The organism is Streptomyces sp. PsTaAH-137 (assembly GCF_003259365.1).
Classification (GTDB): domain Bacteria; phylum Actinomycetota; class Actinomycetes; order Streptomycetales; family Streptomycetaceae; genus Streptomyces.
Genome location: NZ_QLLY01000026.1, coordinates 31,208 through 42,888, shown reverse-complemented (window position 1 = coordinate 42,888; position 11,681 = coordinate 31,208). Strand labels below are relative to the sequence as shown.

The following is an 11,681-nucleotide window of genomic DNA, read 5'->3' as shown; positions in this document are numbered from 1 at the left end:
GCGCGACCAGCCACGACGGTGGCGCGCCCGAAAGACGACCCAGGGGCGCGGGGAACTGCGCGAGGAGCGGCCACCGGGCCGCACCCGAAAGGCAAGCGCGACCAGCCCCCCCCCCACCGGCACCCCCGGCTCACGCACCCCCAACCCCCCGAACCCTCCGCACCAGCTGCCCCACCTCCCCGCTCAACCCCACCCCCACAGCCAGCGCCAGCGTCACAGCGGCCACATTGACCATCTCCCCCAGCCCCACGATGGTCCGCCCGGAGGCCAGCGCCCCCAGCGCCCCGTACAGCACCCCACCCGGCAACAGCGGAGCAATGGCCGGGACGACGAGCGGCAACGCCGACTCGCGACGGCGCCGGGCCACCCAGTGCCCGGCACAACCGACCCCGGCGGCCACCAACGCCGTACCGACCAGCGCCGACAGCCCCAGCACCCGGAACTCCACCGACACCGCGAACCCGACGACCCCGAGCACGGCGGCCGCCCACCAGTCCCGCCGGGGCGTCCGCGCCCGGGCCGCCACCGCGACGGCGAACACCACGACCCCCAGCACCGGAGCCCCGAGATGCTCGGCCCGGCTGACGTTCGGCACCAACGGCACCCCGAACCCGAGCAGATCCCCGACCCCCAGCACGATCACCACCCCGGTGACCACGGCGGCGAAGATCAGCGCGGCATCGCACAACCGCCCGAGCGCGGTCAGATAGTGCCCGGTGAGCGCGTCCTGCACGGCGCTCACGAACGTCACCGTGGGCAGCAGCCCGAGCACCCCGGCGACGACGACGGCCGGCACGACGTGCGGCGGCGCGACCCGGCTCACGGCGAGCGCGATGACGGCGGCCGGCACGGCGGCGACGGCGTACCGGTAGAACGCGGGCACCCCGTTCCGCCCCAGCCACCCGCACAGCAGCGCCCCGAGCAGCCCGGCGGTGAACGCGCAGAGCAGCGACCTCGGCCCGCCCCCGAAGACGACGGCGGCCCCGGCGGCGACGAGCCCGGTCTGCACCGGCACCCGCCAGAACGCCCACCGCCCGCCGCCCGGCGGCGCGTCCAGGATCCGCGCGGTCTCGGCCCGCGCCTCGTCGAGGGTGAGTTCACGGGCGCCGATCCGCTCCACGAGACGGTGGACGCGGCCCAGGGCGCGGTAGTCGGTGCCGTACCGGCGGATCACCCGGCGGGCGTGCAGCGGCCGCAACTCGCCGGGCGCGTACCCGGACAGCACCACCTCGGAGAGGGTGACGCCCGGCTCGCAGTAACTGAGCCCGTAGGTCTCGGCGGTCACCAGCATCCCGGCGACGGCCTCCTCCGCCGAGCCGCCGTACGACAGCAGCGCGTCCCCGAGCCGGATCGCGAGATCGGCGACGCGCGCGCCGTACGCCTCCATGTCGGCGCGGCCGTCGTCGTGCAGCAGCTCACCGGAGTAGCCGTAGTTCCTGGTCGGTTCGAGGCCGCGCAGCCGGGGCAGCGCTCCCATCAGCCAGGGCGTGGTCCGGGCCTTGGTGTCGGTCGTCACAGGCATACGAATGGAGCGTAATGGACATTTAACCCATTCGGGGCAGCGGCCGGGAACGGTCCCGCGATACGGACAGGTAGCGGCGGGACGGCCGTTACGCGGCGAGCGAGCCCCCGTACCCCCAGGTCTCCGCGACCTCCCGCACCCGCGGCGACAGGCCGTCGAGGCCGAGCGGCGCGGGCGCCGGCTGGACACGGCCGGAGAGGATCTTCCCGCCGCGGTCGCCGAGGTTCGGCAGCAGCGGACCGTGCGCGTCGGCGTGGGAGCCGTAGTCGAGCATCCCGGGCTCCCAGTCCAGGCCGAGCCAGTCGGTGACGGACCGGGTGACGGCGGCCGGGTCGGCGGTCAGGTCCTCGTAGCGGACGGTGTGGGTGAGCGCCGGGTCGAGACAGCGGCGGGCCTCTTCGAGGGGGCCGAGGTACTTCAGGACGTTGCGCTCGTTCTCCGCCGTCGTCGCCGTGTTGCCCTTGCGGCGGTCGAGCGAGTCGATGATCGCCCGCGGGTGGCGCCGGAGGAAGAGGAAGCGGGCCCGCGGCCAGGCGTGCGCCAGGCGCTGCCAGGCCCAGACGTTGCCCGGGGTCTTGTCGACGACGACGTCCTTGCCGGAGCGTTCCAGTTCCAGGTGCAGCACCCGGTCCCACAGGACGTGTTCCAGCTCGGCCTTGTCCAGGTCGAGGGCGCGCAGGGCGCGGCCCGAGAAGTCGGGGGCGAGGTCCACCTCGACGCTGCGCAGGTGCAGCTCGTGCGGGGCGCGGACGCGGGAGTGGCTGTTGAGCAGCATCCGCAGCAGCGTGGAGCCCGCGCGGACCGGGGTCAGGACGAAGACGGGGCTGTCCACCAGGCGTGGCGCGGTCGGCACCGCCGCCTCCAGCGGCACGGTCCGCTTGGGCGGCCGCCGCCCGCCCGGAGCCGCCGGCTCCACCGCCCTCGGTTCCGGCGCGCTCAGCGCCTCCTTCAGCAGGCGCGCCCTGCGCCGTATCCCGGTCTTCACGGTTCCCATGGCAAAGACCCTGCCTGCCGAACTTTTACCCGGGCTGTGTGCCGCCCTTACCTTTCATGAAACTTGGCCGGGATCGTGCTCGGCGTGAACCACCCTGCTTTGCAGAGCCCCGCCTCACAGCGCCTTGAGCGCCGCCGCGGTCGCCGTCGCGAGCCGCTTCAGATGCCCCTTGGGCAGCTCGGGCGTGCGCACCACCACCGAGCGCCAGTACAGCGGGCCGGAGATCAGGTCGAGCGCGAGTTCCTCGTCGAGGCCCGCGCGCAGCTCACCCCGCTCCACGGCCGCCCGCACGATCCCGCTGGCCACGCCGTGCTGGCCCTCGCGCAGGGCCTTCTGCATCGCGTCGGCGATCTCGGGGTTGCGGGCCGCCTCCGCCTGGAGGTCGGGGATGATCTGGCCGGCCACGGGGTGGCGCAGCGCCCGGGACGTGACCCGGTACAGGAGCAGCAGGTCCTCCTGGAGGGAGCCGGTGTCGGGGGCGGGCAGCCCCTGCACCGCTATCGCGGAGACCAGGTCGAGGACGAGGTGCAGCTTGGAGCGCCAGCGGCGGTAGACGGCCGTCTTGCCGACCCCGGCGCGGCGCGCGATGCCCTCGATGGACATCCGGGCGTAGCCGACGGAGGCCAGCTCCTCGAAGACGGCGGCGCGGATCGCGTCCGTCACGTCCTCGCGCAGCACGGCGGCCCCGGCCGGGGCACGGCGACGCGTCGGCTTGGCCTTCTCATGGGCTGGGTCGGCGTTGGTCGTCATATGGCAAAGCATAGGCGCGTAACGACGAAACGGTTGCGTTGCGACGTGGATCCGCCCTATCGTCATCGCCATCACGTGACGACGATACGGACCCGTCCCGACGTAAACGGGAGGTGAACGCCCGTCGTCGTCCCTTCACCGAAGCCATCGAAGAAAGCAGCGGACGTGAGCCAGGTCCTGGACACACCTCCCACGCCGGCACCCCCGGCCGCCGCCGGCGAGGACGCCGCGGCCCTCGCCGCGCGGTACGGGCTGAGCGTCAGCGGCGCCCGCCCCACCCTGCCCGCGTACGTGCGGCAGCTGTGGGCGCGGCGGCACTTCATCACCGCCTTCGCCACCGCCAAGCTGACCTCGCAGTACAGCAGGTCGAGCCTGGGCCAGCTGTGGCAGGTGCTGACCCCGCTCCTCAACGCCGCGGTCTACTACTTCATCTTCGGCGTCATCCTGAAGACCTCCCGGGGCGTCCCGGACTACATCCCGTTCCTGGTGACCGGGGTGTTCATCTGGACCTACACCCAGAGCTCGGTGATGTCCGGGGTGCGGGCGATCTCCGGCAGCATGGGCCTGGTGCGCGCCCTGCACTTCCCGCGCGCCTCGCTGCCGCTGTCGTACTGCCTCCAGCAGCTCCAGCAGCTGCTGTTCTCGATGGTCGCGCTGATCCTGATCCTGCTCGCCTTCGGCGTCCCGCCCGGCCCGTCCTGGCTCCTGGCGCTGCCCGCCCTGGCCCTCCAGTCGGTCTTCAACGCGGGCCTGGCCCTGGTCATGGCGCGGCTCGGCGCCCGCACCCCCGACCTCAACCAGCTGATGCCGTTCGTCCTGCGCGTGTGGATGTACCTGTCCGGCGTGATGTTCAGCCTCAGCGACAAGCTGCCGAAGACCGACCTCCCGGTGGTCGTCCAGCAGGCCGTGCAGCTCAATCCGGTCGCGGTCTACATCGACCTGATGCGCTTCGCCCTGATCGACAGCTTCACCGCGGACAATCTTCCGCCGCACATCTGGCCCTTCGCCGTGTTCTGGGCCCTGCTCGCCGGCGTCGGCGGGTTCATCTACTTCTGGAAGGCAGAGGAGACGTACGGCCGTGACTGACACGCAGACCGCCCCCCGAGCGGAGACCGCGCAGATCCAGGACGAGCGCGTCCCCACCGTCATCGTCGACGGCGTCGACATCGTCTACCGGGTCAACGGCACCGGCGCGGGCCGCGGCACCGCGACCGCCGCCCTCAGCCGCATCCTGCGCGGCCGCAAGAAGGTCGAGCGGCGCGCGGGCGTCCGCAAGGTGCACGCCGTGCGGAACGTGTCGTTCACCGCCTACCGCGGCGAGGCCATCGGCCTGATCGGCACCAACGGCTCGGGCAAGTCGACCCTGCTCAAGGCGGTCGCCGGACTGCTGCCCACGGAGAACGGCCGGATCTTCACCGACGGCCAGCCCTCCCTGCTCGGCGTGAACGCCGCGCTGATGAACGACCTCACCGGCGAGCGCAACGTCAAGCTCGGCGGCCTCGCCATGGGCATGAGCCGCGAGCAGGTCCGCGACCGCTACGACGAGATCGTCGACTTCTCCGGCATCAACGACAAGGGCGACTTCATCACCCTGCCGATGCGCACGTACTCGTCGGGCATGGGCGCGCGGCTCCGCTTCTCCATCGCCGTCGCCAAGGAGCACGACGTCCTCCTCGTCGACGAGGCCCTGGCCACGGGCGACCGTTCCTTCCAGAAGCGCTCCGAGCAGCGGATCAAGGAGCTGCGCGAGCGCGCGGGCACCGTCTTCCTGGTGAGCCACAGCAACAAGTCGATCCGGGACACCTGCGACCGGGTGCTCTGGCTGGAGCGCGGCGAGCTGCGGATGGACGGGCCGACGGAGGAGGTCCTCGCGGCGTACGAGGCGTTCACCAACCCGGCCAAGAAGCCCAAGAGCCCCGCCGCCGGAAAGAACGTCACAAAGGGAACCTGAGCCCCGCCGGCCCGCCTCTTCCCCCATGAGGCCCAGTCGAGACACAACTGCGCTTACCCTTTTGTCCGCTTAGTGCAAATATGACTCAGGGGCGGTGGCCAGAAGAGGACGAAAAGACGCGAGGAGTCCCTGTGCAGATAACCCGGACCGGCGAGCCGTTGCTCAGCATCATCGTGTACGGGCGTGATGTGCAGGGACTGCTCGGCGTCTGCCTCGACAGCGTGGCCGCCCAGCTCCCGCCGGAGGCCGAGCTGGTGACGGCGGCCGTCGGGGACGACGCGCAGGACGTGGCGGTCCGGTCCGGCGGCACGGTCCTGCCGCTGCCCGGGGACACCGACGACGCGGCGGCGCGCGCCGCGGGCGCCGAGCGGGCACGCGGCACCTGGCTGTGGTTCCTGCCCGCCAAGGACCGGCTGCCCGCGGGCGCGGTGCGGACGCTGCTCGACCGGCTCGCCGAAGTGCCGGAGACCGTCGACGTGGTGGTCGCCGACCATGTCCGTACGACCTGGCGCGGCACCGGCGCGTCCGGCGCCGACGCCGGCCGGCTCGCCCGGGTGGCCCGCCGCGACGTCACCCTCGACCAGGCACCCGACCTGCTCCGGGTCACCCCGCTGCTCGTCAAGCGGGCCCTGCGCGCCGACTTCTGGCGCGCCCACGAGGCCGAACTCGCCGACCCGGACGAGATGTTCGCCTCCCGCGCCGCCCTCGCCCTCGCCGACCGGATCGCCTGCCTGGACCAAGTGGTCGTGGAGGTAAGGGAGTTGCGGCGCGAGAGCCTGCCCCCGGTGACCGCCGAGCGGCGCTACGGACTCGTCGAGAGCTACGACCGGCTCCAGCGGCTGCTGCACCGGCGGGACTCCGCACCCCGGCCGCGCGCGGTCCTGTACGACCTGATGGCCACCGAGACGATGCGGGTGGTGGCGCGCGAGTCGATGCCGGACGCGGTGGCCCGGGAGTTCTTCCACCGCGCCTCTGCGGCGGCCGTGCGCTGGAAGCCCGCGGGACACCGGCGCCCCGGCGGTATGGAGGGCATCCGGCGCAGACTGCTCGAAGAGGACGCGTACACCAAGTACCGCGCGTTCCAGGCGGCCAACCAGCGGCGGCGCGGCCTGCGCACGACCCTGCACGTCCGCAAGAAGCAGCTGGGCGCCAAGGTCCTCGACCACCACTACCAGAAGGCCCTGCGCGAGCCGGTCGACCAGGACCTGGCCGTCTTCTCCGCCTACTGGGACCGCGGAGTCGCCTGCAACCCGGCCGCGATCGCCGCGAAGCTCGGCGAACTCGCCCCGCACATCCGCCCGGTGTGGGTGGTGTCGAAGGCGGCCGAGCCGCTCGTCCCGCCCGGCACCGACCACATCGTGCCCGGCACCCGCCGCTACTGGGAGACGCTGGCCCGCGCCCGCTACCTCACCAACAACGTCAACTTCCCGAACGCCGTGGTCAAGCGCCCCGGCGCGATCCACCTCCAGACCCACCACGGCACCCCGCTGAAGAAGATGGGCCTGGACCAGCGCGCGTACCCGACGGCCTCCCGGGGCCTCGACTTCGACGCGCTGCTCGCCCGCGTCGACAAGTGGGACTACAGCGTCAGCGCGAACAGTCACTCCACGCGGATGTGGGAGCACGCCTACCCGTCGCACTTCGTCTCCCTGGACCACGGCTATCCGCGCAACGACGTGTACTACCGGGCGACGGCCGCCGACATCCGCGCCGTCCGCGACCGCCTCGGCATCGCCCCGGGCCGCCGCGCCGTCCTGTACGCGCCGACCCACCGCGACTACGAGGCGAGCTGGACCCCGCGCCTGGACCTCGCCGCCCTCTCCGAGCGGCTCGGCGACGACACGGTCCTGCTCGTGCGCGGCCACTACTTCTACGGCGGCGGCGCCTCCCCGCTGGCGGGCCTGCGCCGCACCGGCCGCGTCATCGACGTATCGGCGTACGACCCGGTGGAGGAGCTGGCGCTGGCCGCGGACGCGCTCGTCACGGACTACTCCTCCATCATGTTCGACTACGCCAACCTGGACCGGCCGATCATCAGCTTCGCCGACGACTGGGAGACGTACGCCCGCACCCGCGGCACCTACTTCGACCTGCTCGCCGAGCCGCCGGGCCATGTGGCGCGCACCGAGGAGGACCTGACGGAGATCCTCGCGACGGACGCCTGGCGCGACGAGGCGTCGGCGAAGGTGCGCACCGCCTTCCGGCGCAGGTTCTGCGAGTTCGACGACGGGCGGGCCGCCGAGCGCGTCGTGCGCCGCGTCTTCCTGGGCGAGCCGGAGGAGAGCCTGCCGCCGGTGCTCCCCCTGGAGTCCCGCACCCCCGCTCCCACGCCCGAGGAGGCGACCGGCTGATGCCCGCGCAGACCCCCGACGTGACCGTCACGGTGATCGTCTTCAACGACGCCGAGCGGCTGCCGCGCGCCGTCGCCTCGCTCCAGGCGCAGACGCACCACAACATCGAGATCGTCATCAGCGACGACCACTCCACGGACCGCACGCCCGAGGTGGCCCGGGAGCTGGCCGCGCAGGACGACCGCATCACGTATCTGCGGCTGCCCGAGAACAGCGGCGGCTGCTCCGCCCCGCGCAACCGCGCCCTCGGCATCGCCCGCGCCCCGTACCTGATGTTCCTCGACAGCGACGACGAACTCCCGCCGCGCGCCGTGGAGTCGCTGCTCGCCGCCCACCGCGAGAACCCGGCGATCGACTTCGCCATGGGCGCGGTGCAGCGGATCAGGGTCGACACGGGCCACCGCTCGGTCTGGATGCCGCACCTGGTCGCCGAGCGCCGCACGGTCCCCGGCATCGAGGCCGAACCGGCCCTGCTCTTCGAGCACCTGTCGACGAGCAAGATGTACGCGCGAGCCTTCCTCGACCGCCACGAGCTGCGGTTCCCCGAGGGCATCCACTACGAGGACCAGCTGTTCTCGGCGCAGGCGTACGGCCTGGCGAGATCCTTCACCGTCGTCCCCGACCTCGTCTACCGCTGGTACATCGCGCCGTACGCGGCCGAGTCCGCCGCCTCCATCTCCAACCAGCGGCACAAGCTGGCCAACGTCCGCGACCGGGTCCACGTCCAGACGCTCATCGACGGCTTCCTGGAGGAGGGCGGCTTCAGCGAGGCGGTGCGCGAGGCCAAGGACTACAAGTTCCTCAAGCACGACTTCCGGATGTACGCGGGTGATCTGCCCTACCGGGCCGACGACTGGCTGGAGGGGTTCGCCGCGCTCGTGAACCCGTACCTCGCCGGTCTGGCGCCCGGCGCCTACGAGCGGCTGCCGCGCGCGGAGCGCGTCGTGCTCCAGCTGGTCCGCGACGGCCGCCTCGACGAGGCCCGGCTCGCCGCACGCGGCCTCGGCCACGGGGTCGCCCCGCGCGAGGCGGTCACCGACGAAGCGGGCAGCCTCTACTGGGGCTCCACGCTCCCCGAGACACCCGAGGCCCGCCGCGAGCTGGCCCTCGACGACCTGGCCCTGGACACCCGGCCGTTCCCCGGCGCCCAGTTCCGGCACGAGATCGTCTCGGTGCGGCGGGGTCCGGGCCCGGCCTCGCTCGCCCTGCACATCCGCACCCACGACCCGGCGCTGCGCCTCCCGGTCGGCCCGCAGGTCGCCGCCCTGCTGCTCTCCCCCGGGCGGCGCCGCACCACGGTCCGCTTCCGGCTCGACCCGGTGCGGCCCGGCGTCTTCGAGGGCCGCGTCGACCTGGACCTGACGCAGGTCCCGCTGCCCGCCCAGGGCTTCGACGGCACCCGCCACCCGCTCCTCCAGCTCCAGGCGCCGGGCGGACTGCGCAACACGGGGCTGCTGCTCGCCCCGCTGGACTTCCCGTCGTTCACGTCCGACTTCCACCACCACCGGGTGACGGTGGAGCCGGAGGGGCGCGGCGCCGGACGGCTCCAGGTGCGGTGGGCGGCGACCGGGATGACGGCCCGGATCGTGCGCCCGGTGGCCCGCCGGGTGGGCCGCAACCAGGTGACGCGCCGGGTGCGGCGGGCCGCGCGCCTGGTGTCCGCCCTCACCCGCTGAGGCGCACCCGGTACAGCTGCTGTCCCCGGGGACCGACGGCCACCCGCTCCAGGGCCGGGTCCCCGGCCCGCAGCCCGCCGTCGCTGCGGTAGGCGACGACCCACTCGACGCCGTACCGGCGCAGCACCCCGAGCCGGCCGGACCGCGGGGTCCCGGCCGCGAAGTACGTCCGTACGGCCTTCTCCCGCGCCTGTTCGTCGTCGAGGAAGAAGTCCGGGTAGCCGGGGGCGACCGTGTAGGGCCCGTAGGCGGGAATCTGGCGGGCCGGGAACGTCTTGGCCAGCACCACGTCCCCGTACGCCACCCAGGGCGTGATCCAGTGATAACCGCCCCACGGCTCGCGGTACTTGGCCGCCACGGGTGACGGCAGCACCGAGCGCGGCAGCACATAGCCGAGCGTCCCCGACTGGGTCCACGCCCCCAGCAGCAGCGCCGCCGTCACCGCCCAGCCGAGGCCGAGCCGCACCGCCCTGCGGTGCGCGCCCAACACTTCGAGGGCGGCCGCGACCTGCGCGGGGATCAGGACGGCCGGCAGCACCCGGCCCCAGGACCAGTGGCCGGTGAGCCCGCCGGCCGCGAACACGGCGAGACCCGCGAGGCAGAACAGGACCAGCGGGTCGCGCCGGTCGCGCCGCCACCGCAGGACGAGCGCCGCGCCGCCGACGAGCGCCACCAGCCACAGCCGGGCGGGCAGGTCCCGGTAGAGCGCGCGGTGGATGGCCTCCAGGTTCTCGCCCGCGCCGAACAGCGCGAAGAACGAGTAGTACGGCCACAGCGCGATCAGCAGGAGCCCCGTCGCGAGCCCGCCCGCGAGCCGCAGCCAGTGCGCGAGGTCCGGCCACGGGCGCGCGCCGAGGACCATGGCGAGGGCGCCGAGCGAGGCGACGACGCCGGTGAACTGGTGGCTCAGCAGGATCACCGCCCACAGCACCCCGGCACCCAGGAAGTGCGCCCACGAGGTGGCCCGGCGCAGCAGCGCCCACAGCCAGAACGAGGCGCCGAGCGCGAACGTGCTCGGGTAGGCGACGCACAGGGCGAGGGAGTTGAGGCCGGGGTAGCCGCTCCAGTTGAACAGCGTCGTGCCCCACAGCAGCACCAGGCAGAGCAGGACGAGCCCCGCGACGGCCGCCCGCCGCCCCCGCCCGGCCGCGCGCTGGAGGAACGTACCCGTGAACGCCCACACCCCGCCGGCCAGCACCGCGAGGGAGACGACCGCGCCGACGCGCAGCACGACGAAGACGCCGAGCCCGGTCACCTTCGCGACGCAGCCGAGCAGCAGGGTCCAGGGGCTGTAGTAAGGGCTGTCGGCGTCGGCCGCGACGAGCGGGTCGCCGGGGTCGAGCAGGTCGTGGCGGAGCCGCTCGACGGTGGCGGCGTGGATGCCGAGGTCGCCCGCCCAGGGCAGCCGCACCACGACGGCGAGCAGCAGCACGAGCACGCCGCAGGCCGCGGCACCGGCCGCGATGCGGGCGGGCGCCGCGGTCAGCGGGCCCTCGCGCGCGGCCTCCGCAGCGGTCAACGGGCCCTCGCGCGCAGCTTCCACGGCATCGCCACCGACTCCAGCTGCACCATCAGGTTCATCTTCGACTCGCCGACGGTGCGGTCCTCGAAGTGGATGGGGACCTCGACGATCCCGTGGCCGCGGCGCAGCGCCCGGTACTTCATCTCGACCTGGAAGCTGTACCCGGCGCTGTCGACGGAGGCCAGGTCGATGGCGCGCAGGGTGTCCTCGCGCCACAGGTTGAAGCCGCCGGTGATGTCGCGGACCCGGGTGCCGAGGATGGTGCCCGCGTAGGCGTTGGCCCAGCGGGAGAGCAGCCTGCGGTGCGCGCCCCACGCGTCGGAGAGGGTGCCGCCCTGGACGTACCGGCTGCCGATGGTGACCCCGGCGCCGGTGGCGAGCGCGACGCCCAGCATCTGCGGGACCTTCGCGACCGGGTGGCTGCCGTCGGCGTCCATCTGGAGGACGTACCGCGCGCCCTCGGCGACGGCCCGGCTCATCCCGGCCGCGTAGGCGCGGCCGAGCCCTTCCTTGCCCGCGCGGTGCAGCACGCCGATCCGGTCGGCGCCGAAGCGGCGCGCGTACTCCTCGGCGATGTCCCCGGTGCCGTCGGGGCTGGAGTCGTCGACGACGAGCAGCCGCAGCCCGGCCAGTTCGAGGTCCATCAGGGCGTCGGCCATGCCGGGCAGGTTCCCGGCCTCGTTGTACGTGGGCATCACGACGGTGAGCGGGGTCGCGGCCCAGGTGTCGGGCAGCGCGAGGGCTCGCTCCGCCGTCCGGGGCGACCTCGGCGAATCGGCTGGCTTCGACGGCATCGGCTCTCCCTGAGCGGTCATCAGACAATCGGAGTCCACTTTAGACGCAATGTCCCACATTGCCCCGAGGCGTGGCCCGGGTAGGGAGTCCATCAAGCCGGACGACGTCATGAGGCAGGCA

The 11,681-nt window shown here is 73.2% G+C and carries 9 protein-coding genes; 4 read left to right on the top strand and 5 right to left on the bottom strand.

All coding sequences use genetic code 11. From position 1 onward, the window contains the following. Positions 1 to 130: 130 nt before the first annotated feature. The 3 genes from K377_RS37305 to K377_RS37295 all read right to left on the bottom strand — a co-directional run bounded on the left by K377_RS37305 (position 131) and on the right by K377_RS37295 (position 3,266). A complete protein-coding gene (locus K377_RS37305) occupies positions 131 to 1,522 on the bottom strand; it encodes a threonine/serine exporter ThrE family protein (protein ID WP_111668091.1) in 1,392 nt (463 codons plus the stop codon). A gap of 88 nt (positions 1,523 to 1,610) precedes the next feature. Continuing rightward, the gene (locus tag K377_RS37300; protein ID WP_111668090.1) at positions 1,611 to 2,516 is read right to left on the bottom strand and encodes a sulfotransferase; all 906 of its coding nucleotides are present in this window, start codon (positions 2,514 to 2,516) and stop codon (positions 1,611 to 1,613) included. A 114-nt stretch (positions 2,517 to 2,630) separates the two neighbouring features. Beyond that, positions 2,631 to 3,266, bottom strand: a complete 636-nt coding sequence (locus K377_RS37295) for a TetR/AcrR family transcriptional regulator (RefSeq protein ID WP_375605996.1) — start codon at positions 3,264 to 3,266, stop codon at positions 2,631 to 2,633. Between the two features lie 165 nt (positions 3,267 to 3,431). On the opposite strand from K377_RS37295, the gene K377_RS37290 reads away from it, so the two are divergent. The 4 genes from K377_RS37290 to K377_RS37275 all read left to right on the top strand — a co-directional run bounded on the left by K377_RS37290 (position 3,432) and on the right by K377_RS37275 (position 9,244). After that, positions 3,432 to 4,352 carry an ABC transporter permease gene (locus K377_RS37290; protein WP_111668088.1) on the top strand — a complete coding sequence of 307 codons (921 nt, stop codon included), beginning with the start codon at positions 3,432 to 3,434 and terminating at the stop codon, positions 4,350 to 4,352. Beyond that, positions 4,345 to 5,217 (top strand): ABC transporter ATP-binding protein, encoded by an 873-nt coding sequence (locus K377_RS37285; RefSeq protein WP_181512746.1) that lies wholly within the window; start codon positions 4,345 to 4,347, stop codon positions 5,215 to 5,217. Before K377_RS37290 ends, K377_RS37285 begins: the two co-directional genes overlap by 8 nt. Before the next feature lie 80 nt (positions 5,218 to 5,297). Beyond that, complete coding sequence (locus K377_RS37280) at positions 5,298 to 7,568, top strand: CDP-glycerol glycerophosphotransferase family protein (protein WP_111668087.1); 2,271 nt, start codon at positions 5,298 to 5,300, stop codon at positions 7,566 to 7,568. After that, positions 7,568 to 9,244 (top strand): glycosyltransferase family 2 protein, encoded by a 1,677-nt coding sequence (locus K377_RS37275; protein ID WP_111668086.1) that lies wholly within the window; start codon positions 7,568 to 7,570, stop codon positions 9,242 to 9,244. The genes K377_RS37280 and K377_RS37275 overlap by 1 nt, the downstream gene beginning before the upstream one ends. Here the strand turns inward: K377_RS37275 and K377_RS37270 are convergent. Together K377_RS37270 and K377_RS37265 are read right to left on the bottom strand one after the other, a co-directional pair. Beyond that, positions 9,234 to 10,763, bottom strand: coding sequence for a hypothetical protein (locus tag K377_RS37270; RefSeq protein ID WP_375605995.1), 1,530 nt, complete (start codon positions 10,761 to 10,763; stop codon positions 9,234 to 9,236). The genes K377_RS37275 and K377_RS37270 overlap by 11 nt on opposite strands. Beyond that, positions 10,760 to 11,560 (bottom strand): polyprenol monophosphomannose synthase, encoded by an 801-nt coding sequence (locus tag K377_RS37265; protein WP_181512745.1) that lies wholly within the window; start codon positions 11,558 to 11,560, stop codon positions 10,760 to 10,762. Before K377_RS37265 ends, K377_RS37270 begins: the two co-directional genes overlap by 4 nt. Positions 11,561 to 11,681 lie beyond the last annotated feature (121 nt).